Source organism: Arthrobacter sp. StoSoilB13 (genome assembly GCF_019977255.1).
Classification (GTDB): Bacteria; Actinomycetota; Actinomycetes; order Actinomycetales; family Micrococcaceae; genus Arthrobacter.
On the sequence record NZ_AP024647.1, the window covers coordinates 1,153,979 to 1,174,280 of the forward strand.

A 20,302-nucleotide genomic window follows, 5' to 3' on the forward strand; every position below is an offset into this window, starting at 1 on the left:
AACAGTTGGCGCCGTTATGTGCATTCATAACGGCGCCAACTGTCACAGTGTTGAGTCGGAGGTTCCGGGTTACTTGCCCAGGAACTTCTCGAAGCCCTTGGGGAGGTTCAGCGTGGACGGATCGAAGTCCGCAGCGCCCTGACCGAACGCCGCTCCTGTAGGAGCTGCCGAGGGCCGCGTTGGCACGTTTGGCTTCGGCCTCCCGGAGTTCCTGGGCTGCCTTTGCAGGGTTGCCGGAGCGCGCCTTCTTCTTAGGAGCGTTCTTGGCACCCTTGCGGCCGCCACCGGGGCCACCCATTCCAGGCATGCCCGGCATACCGGGCATGCCGCCCTGGGCCATCTTCTTCATCATTTTCTGGGCCTGGGCGAAGCGCTCCAGGAGGCCGTTGACCTCGGAGACGTGCACACCTGAACCCTTTGCTATGCGGGCCCGGCGGGAGCCGTTGATGATTTTGGGAGCCACGCGCTCGTGCGGCGTCATGGACCTGACGATCGCCTCGACGCGATCGATTTCGCGTTCGTCGAAGTTCTCCAGTTGCTGGCGGATGTTTTGGGCACCCGGCATCATCATGAGCATCTTCTTCATGGAACCCATGTTGCGGATCTGCTGCATCTGGGCCAGGAAATCGTCCAGGGTGAAGTCTTCCTGGTCGGCGAACTTCTTCGCCATCCGGGCAGCTTCGTCCTTGTCCCAGGCCTTTTCAGCCTGTTCGATCAAGGTCAGGACGTCACCCATGTCCAGGATGCGCGAAGCCATACGATCCGGGTGGAAGAGCTCGAAGTCGTCCAGACCTTCACCGGTGGACGCGAACATGACCGGCTTACCCGTGACGGACGCAACCGAAAGTGCGGCACCACCGCGGGCATCGCCGTCGAGCTTGGACAGCACGATGCCGGTGAAGTTAACGCCGTTGTCGAACGCCATGGCCGTGTTGACGGCATCCTGGCCGATCATGGAGTCGATCACGAAGAGCACTTCGTTCGGGATGATCGCCTGGCGGATCCGGCGTGCCTGATCCATCATCTCGGCGTCCACACCGAGGCGTCCGGCGGTGTCAACGATCACGACGTCGTGCAGCTTCTGGCGTGCTTCCGCCACACCGGCGCTGGCAACCGCCACCGGGTCACCGGCCGGGTGCTCCAACTCCGAGGTGGCTCCGGGGTGAGGCGCAAAGACAGGAACGCCTGCCCGCTGGCCGACAACCTGGAGCTGCGTCACGGCGTTGGGCCGTTGGAGGTCGCAAGCTACAAGGATGGGGCTGTGGCCTTGGGCCTTCAGCCACTTGGCGAGCTTGCCGGCAAGGGTGGTCTTACCGGCACCCTGGAGGCCGGCAAGCATGATGATCGTGGGGCCGGTCTTGGCCATCCGGATACGCCGGGTTTCACCGCCGAGGATCTCCACGAGTTCCTCGTTGACAATCTTGACGATCTGCTGGCTCGGGTTCAGCGCACCCGACACCTCAGCACCCAGAGCCCGCTCGCGGATCCGCGAGGTAAATTCGCGGACCACCGAAACGGCAACATCCGCGTCCAACAGGGCGCGGCGGATCTCCCGGACGGTGGCGTCGACATCAGCCTCGGAGAGGCGGCCCTTGCCACGGAGGTTCTTGAAGGTTGCTGTCAACCGGTCAGAGAGTGAATTGAACACGCGCCGTGCACTTCTTTCGATGGTCTGCGATTGGCGGCCAATGCGGCACGCCAGAGTCTTGACTTAATCCTGCCCCAACAAATTTGCCTCAACCCCAACAAATCTGCGCCAATCAGGGGACTCGACTATCTAGGGTACCAAGTCGCACCTGCAAGATGGCATGCTGGCACAGTGACCAGCAAAACAACTGTGAAAACGTTGCTCATCCTCGGTGCATCCGGGGACCTTACGGGAAGGCTGCTCCTCCCCGGACTTGCAGGGCTTATCGCCACGGGCAGGGCGCCCGGTTTGCGGCTGGTGGGCGCTGGGTCGGACCCCTGGTCGCCGGAACAATGGCAGGAGAGGGTCAATGGCGCATTTGCGGCTGCGTCAAAGGCAGCCGATGCGGGCGGGCGTAATGCCTTGGCAAACGTGGCCGAATCCACCGAGTACCACCAGTTGGACGTCACGGTCGACGGCCCGCTGGCAGACCTCCTGGCACGCTTGGAGGGACCCATCGCCATCTACTTCGCCCTGCCGCCCCACGTTAGCCAGAAGGCATGCGAGGTCCTGCGGCGCGGGCAATTGCCAGCCGGCACGCGCCTGGTGTTGGAAAAGCCCTTCGGCTCGGGCAGTGAATCTGCACGCGAACTCAACCAAACGCTGGCCACGCTGGTCCCGGAGGACCACATCCATCGCGTTGACCACTTCCTGGGCAAGGCCACAGTCCTGAACATCCTTGGCTTGCGCTTTGCCAACCGGTTCCTTGAGCCTGTGTGGAACCGCGACCACATCGAAAAGGTGGAAATCGTCTTCGACGAGGACCTGGCACTTGAAGGACGGGCCCGCTACTACGACGGCGCTGGTGCCTTGCGTGACATGATCCAAAGCCATTTGCTGCACATCATGGCGTTTATCGCGATCGATGCACCAGCCAGCATCGATGAACGTGACCTCCGTGATGCCGTGGCCACGGTCTTGAGGGCCAGTAGCGTCAAGGCCCCTTACCGCGAGTCAACCCGGCGGGCACGCTATGCGGCAGGAACCCTCGGCGAACGGACAGTGCCGGACTACACCGCCGAGGAAGGCGTTGATCCTGCCCGCAATACCGAGACGCTTGCCGAGGTGCGGGTGGACATCGATAACTGGCGCTGGAAGGGCGTTCCCTTCCTTTTGCGTTCCGGCAAAGCCATGGGGCGCCGGCGGAAGGAAGCGGTGATCACTTTCCGTCCCGTACCGCACCTGCCCACGGGGTTCTCCGGCGTGGACTCCCCCAACCAGCTGCGGATTGGATTCGGTCCGGATGTCCTCCAACTCGACGTCGATGTGAACGGCCCCGGGGACATCTTCACCTTGGACCGCGCCAGCCTCGTGACCGAGCTCAACGAGCCGGGCATGCTGCCATACGGCGAAGTCCTTGAGGGCATCGTCACCGGCGATCCCCTGCTTTCAGTCAGGGGCGACACTGCCGAGGATTGCTGGCGAATCATAGAGCCGGTGCTCCGGGCATGGGAGCGGGGCACCGTCCCGTTGGATGAGTACGACGCCGGTAGCACCGGACCCGCGGACTGGCCTACCGCCGTCGCGCCTTAACGCAACGCGGGGTCACTTAGGGCCCATAAATGGCCTCACCACGGGCCGTAAGTGACCCCGCGTTGCTTCAGCAGGCCGGGGACGCAGAAGGCGGGCCGGGTACCTTTACTGGTACCCGGCCCGCCTTGTGTATGAACCTGGTTTCAGGACCTAGATGGCGGCTGAGCCGCGCTCACCGGTCCGAACCCGAACTGCTTCGTAAACATCCACGGTCCAGACCTTGCCGTCTCCGGCACGTCCTGTGTTGGAGCTGGCGATGAGGACATCCAGGATGTCATCTGCCTGCTCGTCCGTGGCAAGAACCTCGATGCGGATCTTGGGCAGCAGGTCCACGTTGTACTCGGCGCCGCGGTACACCTCGGTGTAGCCGCGCTGCCGGCCGTAGCCGCTTGCCGCGCTGACCGTCAAACCCTGGACCCCGTACGCTTCCAGGCCTTCCCGGACTGCTTCGAGCTTTTCCGGGCGGACGATCGCTGTAATGAGCTTCATGCCTGGACACTCTCCTTGCCTTCGGCGGCAGCTTTCTCTTCAGACTTGCCCGTAACAAGGTCGTGCAGCGGCTGGAAGCTTCCGCCGTGGCCACCGACGCCGAACTCGTAGGCAGTCTCGGCGTGGAGGCTGAGGTCGACACCCACGCTCTCCTGCTCGGTGGAGACCCGGAAGCCCATGGTCTTGTGGATTGCGAAGGCAATGATGGCCGTCATGATTGCCGAGAAGGCAATTGCGACGCCGGCAGCTGCGAGCTGTGCCCACATCTGCGTCATGCCGCCACCGTAGAAGAGGCCACCGCCAACGCCGTCGACAGGAAGGGCGATGAAACCAAGAGCCACGGTGCCGATGATGCCCGACACGAGGTGGACGCCGACAACATCCAGGGAGTCATCGAAGCCCCAGCGGAACTTCAGGCCGACTGCCAGGGCTGAAGCGACACCGGCTACAACACCGAGTCCAAGGGCACCCACCGGGCTGACATTGGCGCAAGCGGGAGTGATGGCAACCAGGCCGGCGACCACACCGGAAGCTGCACCCAATGAGGTCGGGTGGCCATCGCGGATGCGTTCGGTGACGAGCCAGGCGATCATGGCTGCGGCGGGGGCCGCCAGAGTGTTGATCCAGATCAGGCCGGCCTGCTCAGCAGTGGCTGCCGCACCGCCGTTGAAGCCGAACCAACCGAACCAGAGGATGGCTGCACCGAGCATGACGAACGGGATGTTGTGCGGGCGGTGGTTCGGGTCCTTGCCGAAGCCGCGGCGGTTACCGATGATCAGAACGAGGACGAGTGCTGCAACACCGGCGTTGATGTGCACCACGGTGCCGCCTGCGAAGTCGATGGCCGGGCCAAGGGCGTTGCCGATCGCGCCTTCGGGGCCGAACAGGCCGCCGCCCCAGACCATGTAGGCAAGCGGGCAGTAGACCAGGGTGACCCAAACGGGAACGAACAGGCTCCAGGCGCCGAACTTGGCGCGGTCTGCGATGGCGCCGCTGATAAGGGCTACCGTGATGATGGCGAAGGTGGCCGCGTAGCCGACCTTGATCAAACCATCGGGTGTGGTGATACCTTCAAGGCCGAAGGTGGCAAACGGATTGCCCACGATCTCCATGAAGCCTTCGCCTGAGCTCATCGACGCGCCCCACAGCACCCAGACCACACCCACGATGCCGATGGAGATGAAGCTCATCATCATCATGTTCAGGGCTGCCTTGGCGCGGGTCATGCCGCCGTAGAAGAATGCCAAACCGGGAGTCATGAACAGCACGAGTGCCGCCGCCACCATGACCCATACGTGACCTGCGGTAAGTTCCATGGTGCACGTTCCTCTCTTGCTAGATCTGCGGTTCAACCGCCGTCCTGACGCCGTTTTGCGTCCTGCTTAAGATTTTTGTGCCGCCGTGTTTCGCCTGCGCAGGTTTTACATTGCGGGCTCGTTACAACAACCTCCCCAACGTAAATGGTGCATATCACCGTTGTTACGGATATGTTTCATGCGTCACACTTCCCCGCAAATACCCAGAATTGAAGGACCCGCACCGCATGACTGAGTCGCCCAGATCCGTAGAAGATCCAAGGATCCGGCGGGAGAAGGAACCGCTGCCCCGCGACATCAAGGTGATGTTGGCGGCAGCGTTCTTAATTGCGCTGGGCTTCGGGCTTGTAGCGCCGGTGCTCCCCCAATTCGCCACCACCTTCGACGTTGGCGCCACCGCCGCCGCCGTCATTGTCAGCATCTTCGCTTTCATGCGATTGGTTTTCGCCCCGGCGGGGGGCTCACTCATCGGACGCTTCGGTGAGCGGAACGTGTACGTATCCGGCCTCTTGATCGTTGCCGTTTCCACTGCCGCCTGTGCGTTCGCCCAGAATTACTGGCAGCTGCTGATTTTCCGGGGCCTTGGGGGTGCGGGTTCCGTAATGTTCACAGTCGCCGCCATGGGGCTGCTCATCCGCCTGGCACCGCCGGAACGCAGGGGACACGTATCAGGTGCGTACGCATCGGCCTTTCTGATAGGCAGCGTCCTGGGGCCGGTTGTCGGTGGCCTCCTGGCAGGCTTCGGCCTTCGGGTACCGTTCCTTGCCTATGCGGGAGCTTTGCTCCTTGCGGCGCTGGTTGTCCGCACCATGCTTAGCGGCGAGGGTACCCCCGGTCAGGCTGCCACCCCCTCTCCGCCCATGACATTGAAGGAGGCGCTGGCCGACTCAGCGTACCGGGCGGCTGTCTTTTCCAGCTTCGGAAATGGCTGGGTCACCTTTGGCGTCCGGATGGCAACCATCCCGCTCTTTGCCGTCGCGGCGCTTCAGTCGCGGCCTGAGACGGCGGCGTGGGCATTGGCCGTCTTTGCCGTGGGCAATGCCATTGCTTTGACGTTCTCCGGGCGCCTCGCCGATGCCTGGGGCAGGAAGCCCCTGCTCGTTCCCGGTCTTGTCATCACTGGCCTCGCCACCGGTGTCATCGGATTAACCACAGACCTTCCCGCATTTTTCGCGGCTTCCGCTGTGGCGGGCTTCGGTTCCGGCTTGCTGGGCCCGGCGCAGCAGGCTGCTGTCGCTGATGTCATTGGCCGGGGACGCTCCGGCGGCAAAGTACTGGCGGTCTTCCAGATGGCCGCAGACACCGGTGCCATCATCGGCCCTGTCGTAGCCGGGATCCTCGCCGACCGCTTCGGCTACGGGCTCGCCTTCGCTGTCACGGGCGGAGTTCTGCTGCTCACCGCCGCTGCGTGGCTGGTGGCGCGGGAACCCCTTAAAAGCAAAAACTGACCGGCAGGCAGCGATTGCCCTCACTGAGGACCACCGCTGCCGGCCAGCCAGCGTGGAGACTTTGGTTGAGCGGGAACTAGTTAAGCAGGGCGTCCACAAAGCCCTCCGCTTCGAACGGCGCGAGGTCGTCCGGACCTTCGCCGAGACCGATGAGCTTGACAGGCACACCCAGCGACTTCTGGATGGCGACCACAATGCCGCCCTTGGCCGTGCCATCCAATTTGGTCAGCACAATACCTGTGATGTTGACCACCTCGGCAAAAACCCGTGCCTGGTTCAGGCCGTTCTGACCAGTGGTGGCGTCAAGGACCAGCAGGACCTCGTCCACTTCAGCCAGTTTCTCGATCACGCGCTTGACCTTGCCGAGTTCGTCCATGAGGCCGGTCTTGTTCTGCAGGCGGCCAGCGGTATCCACCATGACGACGTCGACCTCCTGGTCGATGCCCGCTTTGACGGCTTCGTAGGCAACCGAGGCGGGGTCGGCGCCGTCGATGTCGGACTTGACGGTGGGTACGCCTACACGCTGGCCCCACGTGGCCAACTGCTCAGCAGCTGCGGCGCGGAAAGTGTCCGCTGCACCAAGCAGCACGTCCTTGTCCTCGGCCACGAGCACGCGCGCCAGTTTGCCGACGGTAGTGGTCTTGCCCACGCCGTTGACACCAACAACAAGCACGACGGCGGGTCGGTCACCCTTGCGCTCGACGTTGAGGGAACGGTCCATCGTGGGATCCACGAGCTTGATGAGTTCTTCGCGGAGCATGGCTTTGACATCCTCCGGACTGCGGGTGCCCAGCACTTTAACGCGTTCCCGGAGGGCATCGACCAACTGCATGGTGGGCTCGGTGCCGAGGTCGGCCAGGAGCAGGGTCTCCTCAACCTCGTCCCACACGTTCTCGTCGATTTTGTCCCCGGACAGCAGAGCCAGCAGACCCTTGCCCAGAATATTGTTCGATTTCACCAAACGGGCGCGAAGGCGGGTCAGGCGGCCTTCCACAGGCGCCGGCGTCTCTACAGCGATGGTCTCCAACCCGGCTGCATCATCCGGTACATCAGCACCTTCGACTCTTTCGTCGAAGGTAGGGGCAGGAGGTGCTGTTACGGCATCCGGCCGGTCCTCCACAAGGGTTCCGCTGCCTGCAGCCGATGACTTAACAGGGTCATTGGCGTCCCGCGTTCCAGGGTAGTTGGCACCGGACTTCCGGGCCTTCATCAGTACCGGCACCAGCCCGCCGACCACGACGAGCGCAGCGACAATGGACAGAATTATGGGTAGGAAATCGTTCACTCCCCTACCTTCTCATAAAGCTATGCCCCGGCACCGAGCCGTTGGCTGATGACGGTGGACACCCCGTCGCCACGCATCGTGACGCCGTAGAGGGCGTCGGCCACTTCCATGGTGCGCTTCTGGTGCGTGATGACGATCAACTGGCTGGACTCCCGAAGCTCTTCGAAGATCGTGATGAGCCGGCCAAGGTTGGTGTCGTCCAAGGCCGCTTCGACTTCGTCCATGACGTAAAACGGCGACGGCCTGGCTTTAAAGATCGCCACCAGCAGTGCCACAGCGGTTAGTGACCGTTCGCCGCCGGAGAGCAGGGACAACCTCTTGATCTTCTTGCCTGCCGGCCTGGCTTCCACCTCGATGCCAGTGGTCAACATGTCGTTTGGATCCGTCAGGACCAGCCTGCCCTCGCCGCCTGGGAAGAGCCGTGCGAAGACGCGGTCAAACTGTGCAGAGGTATCGGCAAAGGCTTCGGTGAAGACCTGCTGGACGCGGTTATCCACTTCTTTGATGATGTCCAGCAAGTCCTTACGGCTGGACTTGAGGTCTTCCAGTTGCGAACTGAGGAACTGGTGGCGCTCCTCAAGGGCGGCAAACTCTTCCAGGGCCAGGGGGTTGACCTTCCCCAGTGCCGCCAGTTCCCGTTCAGCCTTTTTGAGCCTCTTCTCCTGCTCAGCCCGGTCGAAGGGAATTCCCTCCACGAGCGGTGCACCCGTTTCGTCCACCGGCGCACGGAGTTCCGCCCATTTGTCCGTGGTTGCGGCAGCCGACTGTGGGACAGGTTGATCGGGTCCGTAATCTGCAACGAGCTGTTCAGCCGATAGTCCGAGTTCCTCGATGGAACGGGCCTCCAACGCCTCGATTCGAAGACGCTGTTGGGTCCTTGCCATCTCGTCCTTGTGCACAGAGTCGGTAAGTTCGGCGAGTTCCTTTGCCAGCGAATCGTTTCCGGAACGCACGCCCGAGAGTTCCTTCTCCAGTTGCTCGCGCGCTTGCTCGGCAAGGTCGCGTTCATGGCCGGCGAGATCCACTGATATATCGATGAAGCGAAGCGCCTGCTCAACGGCCGACACCACTGCACCAGCACGTTGGGCCTGGGCGCGCCGCCTTTGCGCCCGCCGGGCCGCCTCTTCACGGGCCCGCCGCTCCGTAGCCGCTGCGCGTTCCAGTGAGGCCGCCCGGCCAGCGACAGCGCCTACTTGTTCTTCTGCCGTGCGGAGGGCAAGTCGGGCTTCCATTTCGTTGGAACGGGCCAAGCGCGCCTGCGCCGCGAGTTCGTCCCGCCGATCCGTGGAGGGTTCCTCGTCCGGAGCCTCCTGGGCGGCGGCGAGCCGCTCAGCCGCGACTTCAAGGTCCAACCGGGCTTCTGCAATGTTCGCTTCGGCACGCGCCAGTGATGCCTCCAGGCGTTCGCTTTCACCCACCGCGCTGCGAAGAAGGGAGTTCAAGTGGCCCAGGCGCTCTGCTACGGCAGCAAGGCGTGCATCGGATTCATGCAGCCTTTCCAAGGCCGCATCTGCCCGGTCCTGGGCTTCGGCGCGACGGGCTTCGGCCCCGGCCAGGGCGAACCGTCCACGCTCCAACCGTGCCGTAACCTCCTGGAGGCCGGCCACGGCGTCGTCCACTGCTGCCTGGATCTCCAGCAGGGAGGGCGCCGTGGCTGAACCGCCCTGGGCGGTCAGCGAGGTGAAGACGTCGCCCGTACGGGTGACCACCTTGAGTTCCGGGTGTTCACCAATCAGCGCTGCCGCCCCTGCCGGATCGTCGACGACGGCGGTCCCGGCCAGCAGGGCCAAGGCACCCTGGGCAGCTGGTTCGGTGACCTTGAGGACGTCCACTGCCCATCTGCTGCCAACCGGCAGCTCCACGGGGGATGCTGCTTCGCCAGCCCCACGGTCGGCGTTGGCCAAGAGCAAGGCGGCCCTGCCGGCGTCGTCCTCTTTCAACAGTTGGATCGCGGCGACGGCGACAGTGGAGTCCCCTACCACGAGCGCGTCCGATGCCGAGCCCAACGCGGCTGCTATCGCGGCCTCATAACCGGGCTCAATGGCCAGCATCCCGGCCAGCGGCCCGAGGATCCCCTTGACATCGCCAGTGAGCAGACGCTCCGAGCCGTCCTTGCGGTTCAGTCCCAAAAGAAGTGCATCGCGGCGCGCGGTCAGGGCATCCCGCTGACGAAGTGCTTCCCGTTCCGCGGACTTCAGCTCTTCGATCTCCGCCAGCACGGAGTCCAGAGCCTCAGTGGCATTCTCGTACTCGGCGTCCAGGCTCTCTTCGCCATCTTCAACCCCTGCAACCTGCGATTCGAGTGCAGCGAATTCGCTCTGAGCGTGGCGGCGTCGCTCGTTGCCCGCAGCCAGTGATTCGCGGAGCCGGCCGCGCTCGGCCTCCGCTGCTTCTGCCCTGGAGCGTGCGGCCGCGACCTGGCCTGCGAGCCTGGCCAGACCTTCACGACGGTCGGCAGCTGCCCTTAGCATGGCAGTCAGCCGTTTGTCCTCGGCGGCTGCGAGCGCCTCAGCAGAGTCCTTCGCCACTGTTGCTTCCAGGAGGGCGGCCTGCTTGGCGAGGATGTCGTGTTCCAAGGCCGCTTGTTCCCCGCGGACCTTCGCCGCCTGGCGCTCCAGCTGTTCGGGGTCCCGGCCGGAGTCCGGTACAGGTTCCGAGGAGCCCAGCAGCCGGCGACGTTCGGCTGCCAGGGAACCCAGCGAGCGGAGCCGCTCACGGCCCGCCGACAGCTGGTACCAGTTGTCCCGCGCTGCGTTGAGCCGGGGGGTTGCTTCCGCTGCCTGCTGTTCCAATGCGGCTTGGCGTTGCCGGCCGTGGCCCAGTTCTGCCTCGACCACCTGGCGGCGTTCCTTGAGGGCGGCTTCGTCTGCGACGTCCTGCTCCAGGCTCGATGTCAGCGCTACGAGGTCGTCGGCGAGGAGCCGGGCGCGGGCGTCCCTGACATCGAACTGGACTGTTTGTGCACGCCGGGCGATTTCTGCCTGCTTGCCCAAGGGTGTCAGCTGGCGTCGGATCTCTGCGGTGAGGTCGCCAAGACGGGCCAGGTTGGCCTGCATGGCTTCGAGCTTACGGACGGTTTTTTCCTTGCGGCGCCGGTGCTTGAGGATACCTGAGGCTTCCTCGATGAAACCGCGGCGGTCTTCAGGTGTCGCGTGTAGTACGCGGTCCAACTGGCCTTGGCCGACTATCACGTGCATCTCGCGTCCCAGTCCGGAATCGGACAAAAGCTCCTGGATGTCCAGGAGCCGGCAGGGCGCACCGTTGATGGCGTATTCGGAGCCTCCGGTCCGGAAAAGTGTGCGGGAAATCGTGACTTCGCTGTACTCAATGGGAAGCGCGTTGTCCGCGTTGTCGATGGTCAGGGAAACGTGGGCGCGTCCCAAAGGAGGCCTGCCGGACGTGCCGGCAAAGATGACATCTTCCATCTTGCCGCCGCGCAGTGTCTTGGCGCCTTGCTCCCCCATGACCCAGGCCAAGGCATCCACGACGTTGGACTTGCCCGAACCGTTGGGACCGACGACTGCGGTGACGCCGGGCTCGAAGTCGAACGTCGTGGCCGACGCAAACGACTTGAATCCGCGGACAGTCAGACTTTTCAAATGCAAGGCGGTTCGGTTCTCCTGGATGGCCTGTTGTCAGCCCTCGGGGGCGGCTGTATCTCCCTAAATCTACTGCCGTTTGGCCGAAATCCATGGATCTGTAACGGGAAAGCCTTGCGGCAGGGATGCCGCGCCCCTACACTCCTGCCAAGGGTTACTTGGCGGATTCGCTCCGGTGATCCGGCTTTGACCTGAAGGTCCCTCGGGTTAAGGCTGGATACGGTCCAGATATTCGGAAACGATCAGCCAAGTGCAGAACCCGTATTCCATAACTGAAGATCTTGGTTTGACCCTGGCTGGGGAGCGGCAAGCAGGGACCGTGCGCTAGACGCGGACCCATATTCGCAATTGGCGTACCACTCCAGGAGTTCTGATGACCGGTCCTTCAGCTACCCGACCACAGCAAGTCCTCAAAGGCTTCCTCTTGCCTTTGGTGATTGCCATGGTTGCAGCTTTGCTGCCTCTAACTGCACCGGCGGCCGTCGCAGCGGGCCCTTGCGACCCCGGGATGAATCCTGTGGTGTGTGAAAACTCCAAACCCGGAAGTCCCCCATCGGAGTGGGACATTGCCGGGGCGGGCGACGCCGGGATACAGGGATTTTCCACGGAAATCAGTGTCAACGCCGGGCAGCCAATCAAGTTCAAGATCGATACGAACGCCGCCAACTACACCATTGCCATCTATCGCACAGGTTGGTACGGGGGTGATGGAGCCCGGAAGATCGCCAACGTGACGCCGTCGGTACTGCGGCAGAACCAGCCCCAGTGCATCAGTGACCTGACTACCGAACTCTATGACTGTGGCAACTGGGCTGTTTCAGCGACCTGGCAGGTTCCCTCGACGGCTGTCTCGGGCATTTACATAGCTCTCCTGACGCGGCCTGACAACGGAGACCAGAGCCACATCACGTTCATTGTCCGAAACGATGGCAACCATTCCGACGTCGTCTTCCAGACCTCCGACACAACATGGCAGGCGTACAACGGTTACGGCGGCTCCAACTTCTACCAGGGCGCGGCCAACGGCAGGGCCTACAAACTCAGTTACAACCGTCCCATGGACACCCGTGGCGGGATTGGCGGACGGGACTTCTACTTCGCCAACGAGTATCCGATGGTTCGCTTCCTGGAACAGAATGGCTACGACGTCAGCTACATAAGTGGCTTGGATACGGACCGCAGCGGCGCCCAGTTGCTTAATCACAAGGTCTTCCTGTCGGTGGGCCATGATGAATACTGGTCCGGCCCGCAACGCGCTGCCGTCACCGCAGCCAGGGACGCGGGCGTAAACCTGCAGTTCCTCTCCGGCAATGAGATGTACTGGCACACGCGTTTCGAGGCGTCCACGGTTGATGGGGGCGCCGGCCGCACTTTGACCTGCTACAAGGAGACGTGGGCCAACACCAAGAGCGACCCCAGTACCCAGTGGACCGGCACGTGGCGTGACCCGCGGTTTGCTTCGCAAAGCGCTGGCGCGGGCTTACCGGAGAACGGGCTTACCGGAACTCTATACATGTCCAACTACACTGACCTGCCCGTGACCGTCTCGGCCGAGGAAGGGAAGACGAGGCTGTGGCGTAATACATCCCTGACGTCGCTGCCGGCAGGTTCCTCGGCGGCTTTGGCCCCCCACACCATCGGATATGAGTCCAACGAGGACCTGGACAATGGCTTCCGGCCAGCGGGCCTGATCCAGCTGTCCACCACGGTCGGGAACGTTGACCAGTACCTGCAGGACTTCGGCAATACCGTTAAGCCGGGCCGCACCACACATCATCTGACTCTCTACCGTGCCCCCAGCGGTGCCTTGGTGTTCTCTGCCGGCAGCGTCCAGTGGACCTGGGGCCTGGACCAGGAACACGACGGCGATGGCGCAGCGGCCGATCCCCGGATGCGGCAGGCCCAAGCGAACCTGCTGGCAGACATGGGTGCCCAACCCGCCACACGGGCAGCGGGCATCGTCGCCGCAACGGCCAGCACGGATCGAACCGGGCCAACCGTCTCCATTGCCGCACCCGCCAACGCTGCCTCCATTGCCCACGGAACAAGCGTTACCGTTTCCGGTACTGCCTCAGACAGCGGCGGCGTCGTGGCCGGCGTCGAGGTGTCAACGGACGGTGGCACTACGTGGCACCCGGCCCAAGGCAAGCAGAACTGGACCTACACCTACATCCAGAAAGGCCTCTCAGCGGCCACTGTCCAGGTCCGGGCCATCGATGACAGCGCCAACATTGGTGCCGCTTCCACCCGGAACCTCACCATTACCGGCCCCTACAGCGTCTTCGGCCAGACTGTCCCTGCCATCCAGGACTCAGGCGACGCCGGGGCCTATGAACTGGGACTGCGGTTCTCGCCAACTGTGGATGGTTTCGTCACGGGCGTGAGGTTCTACAAGAGCCAGGCCAATACAGGCACGCACATCGGCTCGCTCTGGAGCGGCTCAGGCGAGCGCCTGGCCACGGCCACTTTCAGCAACGAAACAACGTCCGGTTGGCAGCAGGTCCTCTTCAGCCAGGCCGTCCCTGTGGCAGCCGGGCAAACTTACACGGTTTCTTACTGGGCCCCGAACGGCCACTATGCCAGCAAGGAATACCAATGGGCCTACAGTGGCTGGACGGATGCGCCGTTGACAGTTGCCGGCGGCTTCGGTGCCCAGCCTGCGGGCGTCTACAGCGGTTCGGGATTCCCGATCGCCAGCCACAACGGCGGCCACTACTTCGTTGACGCCCTTTTCAGCACGGTTGACACCACGCCGATGACGGTTTCCGGACAAACGCCTTACCCGTCCTCCTCCAGCGTTTCCGTCAATACCAAAGTCAGTGCCGTGTTCTCCAAACCGGTTACTGCATCCAGCGTCCAGCTGACGTTGAAGTCCTCCTCCGGCACCGTGGCGGGCACCACGGCGTACGACTCCGCCACGCGTAGGGCGACGTTCACGCCGTCATCTGCCTTGGCCTTCAGCACGACGTACACGGCAACCCTGACAGGGACCGATTCGATCGGCGGATCAGTAACTGCCGGTGGAACCTGGTCCTTCACGACGGCGGCAACCTTGCCGGTCGCCGGGGACTGCCCGTGCAGTCTCTTCGATGACAGCGTTACACCCGGCATTGCCGAGATCCGGGACGGAGTTCCACTAACTCTTGGCGTGCGTTTCTCCAGCATCAGGGCCGGCGAAGTCACGGGCGTCAGGTTCTACAAGTCGGCCGGCAACACCGGCACCCACAACGGGGCGCTGTACACCGCGTCCGGACAACAGCTGGCGACAGTCACTTTCGCCAATGAGAGTGCTTCCGGATGGCAAACAGCGATCTTCGGCCAGCCTGTCCAGATCGCTGCCAACACGGACTACATTGTGTCCTACACGTCCCTGACGGGCACGTACTCCGCAACCACCAACGGCTTCGGTTCAGGCATGAGTGTTGGACCTTTGCGCACAGACTCGGATGCTGGTGCCTACACGTACAGCGGAGGCTTCCCGGCTTCCCGTTCAACCGCCAGCTACCTGGTTGACGTCGTGGCCATGATTCCACCGCCTGCCTTCACGGCAAGCGCACAGTCGCCTTTGCCTGGCGCGTCCAGTGTCCCGCTGGACAGCAAGGTCAGCGCCGTACTGTCCGAAGCAGCCACACCGTCAAGCGTCACGCTCGGAGTGAAAACCGCCAGTGGCGCCGCCGTAGCCGGAACAACAAGCTATGACCAAACAACGCGCCAGGTGACGTTCACCCCCGCCTCACCTCTCGCCGCTGGTACGTCATACACGGCCACTCTGGCTGCGACGGCGTCTGCCTCCGGGCAGCAATTGACCGGAGGTACCTGGACCTTCACCACAGTTCCAACTCCGCGCATACCGGGCTCGTGCCCCTGCACCCTGTACCAGGACAGCGTCACGCCGACGACTGCCGAGGTTGACGATGGTGCACCGCTGACGCTGGGCGTCCGCTTCTCCAGCGACACAACAGGACAGGTGACGGGCATCCGCTTCTACAAGTCCGCTGGAAATACCGGGACGCATACGGGTTCGCTCTACTCCGGTGCCGGACAGCTCCTTGCATCGGTCACGTTTACCAACGAGTCGAGCATGGGTTGGCAGACGGCAACCTTCAGCCAACCAGTCAATATTGCCGCTGACACTGAATACGTGGTGGCCTACAAGTCGCCGACCGGCAAGTACTCCTACACGGCCAACGGCTTCGGTGAAGGTCTCACCAGTGGACCCCTGCGAACCGCTTCAGACGCAGGAGCGTTCTCTTACAGCAGCGATTTCCCGAACGTGCCTTCCACAGCAAGTTATCTGGTGGACCTGGTGCTCACAGTGCCCGAACCCCCACTGACGGTCACGGCCCAGGTGCCGGCACCTGGCGCTACGGGCATCCCCACCGACGTCAAACCCTCGATAACGCTGTCCTCGGCTATCCGGTCCGGAGCGTCGATGGCATTGACTGCCAATGGCGCATCCGTAGCGGGCACCACCGCCTTGTCCGCAGACAGCCGGACGGTGACGTTTACGCCGACCACGGCCCTGCCCAGCAGCGCGTCGGTATCCGTCAGCGTGACGAACGTGGTTTCGCAACAGGGTCAAACCCTGCCGCCGACCAGCTGGCAGTTCACTACAGCCAGCCCCACTGTGCAACAGTCCACCATCTTTGGGTCGCTGCTACCGCAAGTGGCCTCGGCTTCGGAAACGAAAGCGGTGGAACTGGGGACCGCATTCACCGTTTCCCAGGCAGGCAACGTGACAGGCATTCGTTTCTATAAAGGCACCGGGAATACCGGGACCCATGTTGGGTCGCTGTGGAACGCGTCCGGCACCCGCCTGGCACAAGTGACCTTCGTCAACGAGACGGCTACTGGATGGCAAACAGCCACACTGTCCACACCAGTTGCACTGGTGACGGGTCAGAGATACGTGGTGTCCTACCGGGCACCCAATGGCAGATACTCCTACACCACCGGCTTCTTCAACCAAACGTGGACCAGTGGCGTCTTCACGGCTTCCGGACCGGACAACGGCCTGTACCGCTATGGCGCCTCTGGAGCAATGCCAAGCAGTTCCTGGAATGCCACGAACTACTTTGTGGACGTGGTCTACTCCACCACTACCGCTCAAGCGCAAACCCAGGCGAGCGCTACAGCGACACCGACGCCGACCCCAACGGCCACCACGACAACAACGGCGACCCCAACAGCCACTCCCAGTCCGACCCCAACCTCCACGCAATCAGGTGGTTTGGTCTGCGGCCTCCTTGGAATCTGCTGAGGATCTGCTGATGCGCTAAACCCGCCCCGATCTGCCGGCGTCCGGCCCCCTTGAACTCCAGGGCCGGACGTCGGCATTTAAGCATCAACCCAGCGCAGCCCTTCAGCGGGATACGTCTTTATCGAACTACGCTGGGTTTATCGAACTACGCTGGGTTTATCGAACTACGCTGGGCGACCACGCATGGGGGATAAACAGGCTGGGCTGTGACGCCGGATCCGTCCCCAGCTTCCAGATATTGCTGTCACCTGGGATATTTTCGTCGGCCAATCCGTAAAGCAGGTTTTGGTTGTCCAACCATTCGATTTGGTCATCCACGCTTCGCTTCTCCGAAAGAACAGTTTCCCGTCCCGTAGCCAAGTCAAGCACTGCGACTTTCCAGTGCGCAGTCAACGGCCCGGCGTCGTTCTTCTTGTAGGCAATCCGTGTGCCATCCGGTGAGATGGACGGGCACTCGACGTTATCGTGGACCGCAGTCAGGGTCTTGGCCGACAGACTGCCACGAACAAGCCAGATACGCCCGGAGGAAGCCGCAGTGGCGTAGAAGACGTCGCTTTGCCCAGGTGCAAAGGTAACCCCCCAAATGTTTCTGTCCGTGGCCTGCAAGCGCTCGCCGTTGACTATCAGTGCGAAGTCCTCCAGATTCCCCGAACCACCTGAACCACCCGCAGTTAAGTTGATTTCAGTAGCGGTGGAGAACCCTGCAGTCGCATATGAATGGCCTGTGACGAAGACAGTGGTTGCAATCATGGAGCCGTCCGCACTGATCCGCGTGCGGCTCGGTATCCCCGGCACAGGCCATGCCCGTTGCTGTTGCCAGTCACGATCCAGGACGGCGGCTTCGAACGCGGTCACGAGGCCACGGTTCGTTTTGAGGCAAATTACCGTGGACACGGTTCCGTAGACCCTGTCGCAGGCCCTGTTCGCTCACCGCGCGCGTTCCGTCAGGCGAGGACAACGCTACGGTAGCGGCATTACCGTAACCCTGTCCGCCTGCCGTGTTCCGAAAAAGGACGAACGGAACATCCGGCAACGGCTGGCCTGCAGTGACCCCTACGGACGGCGCGGCAGTGCTGCTCTGCTCAAACCGCTGGTAGGCGCCAACCGCATAAACACCCGCCGCAGCGAGCACCACCGCCGTTACCGCAAGGAGGATGGCCCACCGCAGCCTCCCGCCAGTGAAGGTAGTGCTCATTCGCTGCCCAGCTTTGGCCTTGCCCCAGGAAGGATGAAGACGACCGCCACCACGGCGCATGCCAACAACGCTCCGGCCGCAACCATGGCTGTGGAGGCTCCTACTGCGTACCAGAGAACGCCAAAACCGGCCGAGGCTGTCATCCTGCTCAGCGCAACCACCGTCTGTGCAGAGGCGATGCCTGTAGCCAGCTTCCCCGATGGAGTCAACTGGCTGGCCAGTGCCGCCAGCACACCGTCAGTGGCTGCGTAGAACCCGCCAAGAAGGATCAGGCAGCCCACGGTGCTCCATAGGCCACCGAAAGGCGCCGCCGCCAGGAAGTAGCAGGCAAGCAGCGCGATGTGGCCTCCCACGAAGACCGGTACCCTGCCCACCCGGTCGGCCAGCCGCCCCAGCGGAATCGCAAACGCCAGGAACACAATGTTGGTGCCGACGAAAAGCAACGGAAACCACTGCACTGCAAAGGAATCCCGATCCTGCAAAACAAGGTAGATGAAACCATCACCAATGGTCAGCAACCCAAGGAGACCCGCAGAGATCAATAGCTTGCCCAGGCCCGGCTCCCGCAGGTGGCTCCACGAGAACGCGAAGAGCCGGGGGCCTTTCTTCCGGGAGCCGGCTGTTTGTTCGGCACCGCTGTTCGCTTCAATCCCTTTTAGCCCATCCGCCCGAAGGTCCGGCACCACCAGCCCGAGAACTGCTACGCCGATGACTGCAAAGGCCAACGACACCACAAAAACGGTGCTGAACCCGTTGGGGATCAACAGCAACACGAGGAAGGCAATCATTGGCCCTGCGGCCGCTCCAATGTTGTCCAACATCCTGTGCACGCCAAAGGAACGGGCCAAGTGTTCCGGTTGCGCTGAAACAGTGATCAGCGCATCACGTGGAGCCGTGCGAATGCCTTTGCCGATCCTGTCCCCGGTCACAATGGCTGCAATGGCCCAGAACCCTCCTGCGAACAGGAAACCTATCCTGGCGAGCATGGACAACCCATAGCCGGCAAATGCGATCCGTTTCGGGTGTCCGCTGCGGTCCGATGCCCAGCCCGCCGCGATCCTGACAATTGCACTCGCGCCTTGGTTAATGCCGTCAATGAATCCGAAAGCGATGGTTGACAGGCCCAGAAATCCTGTCACATACAGCGGGAGGATTGCCGTCACGGACTCGGACGACACGTCCGTCACCATGCTGACAAGGCCTAGCCACAGGATGACCGGAGACAAACGAAACGGCACCTCGCTGGATAGTGCCGTCGTGGCTCCGCGGGGCTTTTCCCGTTTGCCACCGCTGCGATCCGAAAGTGAGATGTACATGCGTGCCCCTAGTCCGCCGTCGTGTGCAGGCTGCCCAAAAGCTGGAAGCGTGAAACGCCGGTTCCGGTCACCGAAACCGACACCGTCACTGTGTCCGTGCCACGCACGAACCTCGCGGCGACGGCTCCATCCGGCGCGGGCGCATCCTCGGACCAGAAGCCTTGAGGGACCAAGGATTGGCGGAAGGCGGCCAGAACGTCTTCTTGCGGGGTGCCCACGATTCCGTCGGCAGTCAACTGCAGGACGCTGCCGGAGGTTGAGATGCTGGTGGAGCCCACTGTGGTCCCGGCCGGCATGGCCACAACGCTGCTCGGCCAGCCCTCCACCAGTGAGCCCTTCGCTGTGCCGGGTTTCGGGAGCGGGCCAGTGATAAGTGGGGCCGGTGCAGACGGCTCCGGCAGCCCGGTGGGTGTGGATGTGACCGGGGGCAGGACCTCGAGTGGCTTGGCTGTTGTTCCGCCGTCGCCTCCACCGTCCGCCGGGCCACTTGCGGAACTGCCCGACGTCGGATTGCCGGAAGGAGGTGCACTGGCGCTGCCGGAAGCCGAGCCGTTCGAGGGGTTCGCACCAGGGCTCGAGGATGCCGGGCTTTGGGCCGTAACAGGTCCGGGTTTCGAAGCCATCTGGTCCAGCACGAGAGCTACGGCGGCAATCAGCACTGCGAGGCAGATGCCCGCAATCACCAGTCGCCGCGCCATCATGGCTTGCCCGGACTTGCCGCGCCGCCAAGGAGCTCATGGGCCTTGGCCTCAAGCCCGTCGTCGACGAAATCGTAAATAAACGATGCCAACCAGATCACCACTGTCGCCGCGATCCAGCCGAAGATGCCGTTGATGGTGAACCCATTGGAAAAGATGCTTGTCACCACAAGGATGGCGAAAGTGGCCAGCAGCCCGGCCAGCACCGTCAGGACCTTGGTGACCAACCACGTACGCCGCTCGGCCCGCTGGACGTGACGGTGATGGAAAAAGGCCAGGATCAACGGCTTGACCAAAAGCGTGGCCGCCGTGAACACCACGACGGCCCAAAGAAACCCGGCTCCCAATCGGACCCCGGGAAGAACTGACGCCACCCACAACGTGATGGCGTTGAAAACCAGTGCGATGGCGATCCGAACCGCCAAGCTTTTCATGGGGACAGTCTGCCATTGCGATCCGGATTCCGGAACAGTTTT

General features: G+C 62.8%; 12 protein-coding genes and 1 pseudogene. 3 read left to right on the forward strand and 10 right to left on the reverse strand.

Going from position 1 to position 20,302, the window contains the following annotated elements:
• Positions 1–69: 69 nt before the first annotated feature.
• Positions 70–1,648, reverse strand: a pseudogene (gene ffh, locus LDP01_RS05490) (signal recognition particle protein).
• A 171-nt stretch (positions 1,649–1,819) separates the two neighbouring features.
• Between ffh and LDP01_RS05495 the strand changes: the two are divergent.
• Positions 1,820–3,220 (forward strand): glucose-6-phosphate dehydrogenase, encoded by a 1,401-nt coding sequence (locus LDP01_RS05495; RefSeq protein WP_224090791.1) that lies wholly within the window; start codon positions 1,820–1,822, stop codon positions 3,218–3,220.
• 150 nt (positions 3,221–3,370) lie between these two features.
• Here the strand turns inward: LDP01_RS05495 and LDP01_RS05500 are convergent, their stop codons facing one another.
• Both LDP01_RS05500 and LDP01_RS05505 read right to left on the reverse strand, forming a co-directional pair.
• Entirely contained in the window at positions 3,371–3,709 is a 339-nt protein-coding gene (locus LDP01_RS05500; RefSeq protein ID WP_223933265.1) for a P-II family nitrogen regulator, read from the reverse strand.
• The gene (locus tag LDP01_RS05505) at positions 3,706–5,025 is read right to left on the reverse strand and encodes an ammonium transporter (RefSeq protein ID WP_224090792.1); all 1,320 of its coding nucleotides are present in this window, start codon (positions 5,023–5,025) and stop codon (positions 3,706–3,708) included. The genes LDP01_RS05500 and LDP01_RS05505 overlap by 4 nt, the downstream gene beginning before the upstream one ends.
• A 227-nt stretch (positions 5,026–5,252) precedes the next feature.
• On the opposite strand from LDP01_RS05505, the gene LDP01_RS05510 reads away from it, so the two are divergent.
• Positions 5,253–6,473, forward strand: a complete 1,221-nt coding sequence (locus LDP01_RS05510; protein ID WP_224090793.1) for an MFS transporter — start codon at positions 5,253–5,255, stop codon at positions 6,471–6,473.
• A 76-nt stretch (positions 6,474–6,549) separates the two neighbouring features.
• Here the strand turns inward: LDP01_RS05510 and ftsY are convergent, their stop codons facing one another.
• The gene (gene ftsY, locus LDP01_RS05515) at positions 6,550–7,758 is read right to left on the reverse strand and encodes a signal recognition particle-docking protein FtsY (RefSeq protein WP_224090795.1); all 1,209 of its coding nucleotides are present in this window, start codon (positions 7,756–7,758) and stop codon (positions 6,550–6,552) included.
• Positions 7,759–7,778: 20 nt separating this feature from the next.
• Positions 7,779–11,363, reverse strand: a complete 3,585-nt coding sequence (smc, locus tag LDP01_RS05520) for a chromosome segregation protein SMC (protein ID WP_224090797.1) — start codon at positions 11,361–11,363, stop codon at positions 7,779–7,781.
• 367 nt (positions 11,364–11,730) lie between these two features.
• On the opposite strand from smc, the gene LDP01_RS05525 reads away from it, so the two are divergent.
• On the forward strand, positions 11,731–16,617 hold the full coding sequence (locus LDP01_RS05525) for a DUF4082 domain-containing protein (RefSeq protein ID WP_224090799.1): 4,887 nt from the start codon (positions 11,731–11,733) through the stop codon (positions 16,615–16,617).
• 156 nt (positions 16,618–16,773) lie between these two features.
• On the opposite strand, the gene LDP01_RS05530 is transcribed toward LDP01_RS05525, so the two are convergent.
• Genes LDP01_RS05530 through LDP01_RS05550 form a run of 5 tightly spaced genes read right to left on the reverse strand, consistent with a single transcriptional unit; the run spans position 16,774 to position 20,260 of the window.
• A complete protein-coding gene (locus LDP01_RS05530) occupies positions 16,774–17,472 on the reverse strand; it encodes a TolB family protein (RefSeq protein ID WP_224090801.1) in 699 nt (232 codons plus the stop codon).
• Positions 17,438–17,812, reverse strand: a complete 375-nt coding sequence (locus tag LDP01_RS05535) for a hypothetical protein (RefSeq protein ID WP_224090803.1) — start codon at positions 17,810–17,812, stop codon at positions 17,438–17,440. Before LDP01_RS05535 ends, LDP01_RS05530 begins: the two co-directional genes overlap by 35 nt.
• Complete coding sequence (locus LDP01_RS05540; RefSeq protein WP_224090805.1) at positions 17,809–19,128, reverse strand: MFS transporter; 1,320 nt, start codon at positions 19,126–19,128, stop codon at positions 17,809–17,811. Before LDP01_RS05540 ends, LDP01_RS05535 begins: the two co-directional genes overlap by 4 nt.
• Positions 19,129–19,136: 8 nt before the next feature.
• On the reverse strand, positions 19,137–19,829 hold the full coding sequence (locus LDP01_RS05545) for a hypothetical protein (RefSeq protein WP_224090807.1): 693 nt from the start codon (positions 19,827–19,829) through the stop codon (positions 19,137–19,139).
• Positions 19,826–20,260, reverse strand: a complete 435-nt coding sequence (locus LDP01_RS05550; RefSeq protein WP_224090809.1) for a hypothetical protein — start codon at positions 20,258–20,260, stop codon at positions 19,826–19,828. The genes LDP01_RS05545 and LDP01_RS05550 overlap by 4 nt, the downstream gene beginning before the upstream one ends.
• Positions 20,261–20,302 lie beyond the last annotated feature (42 nt).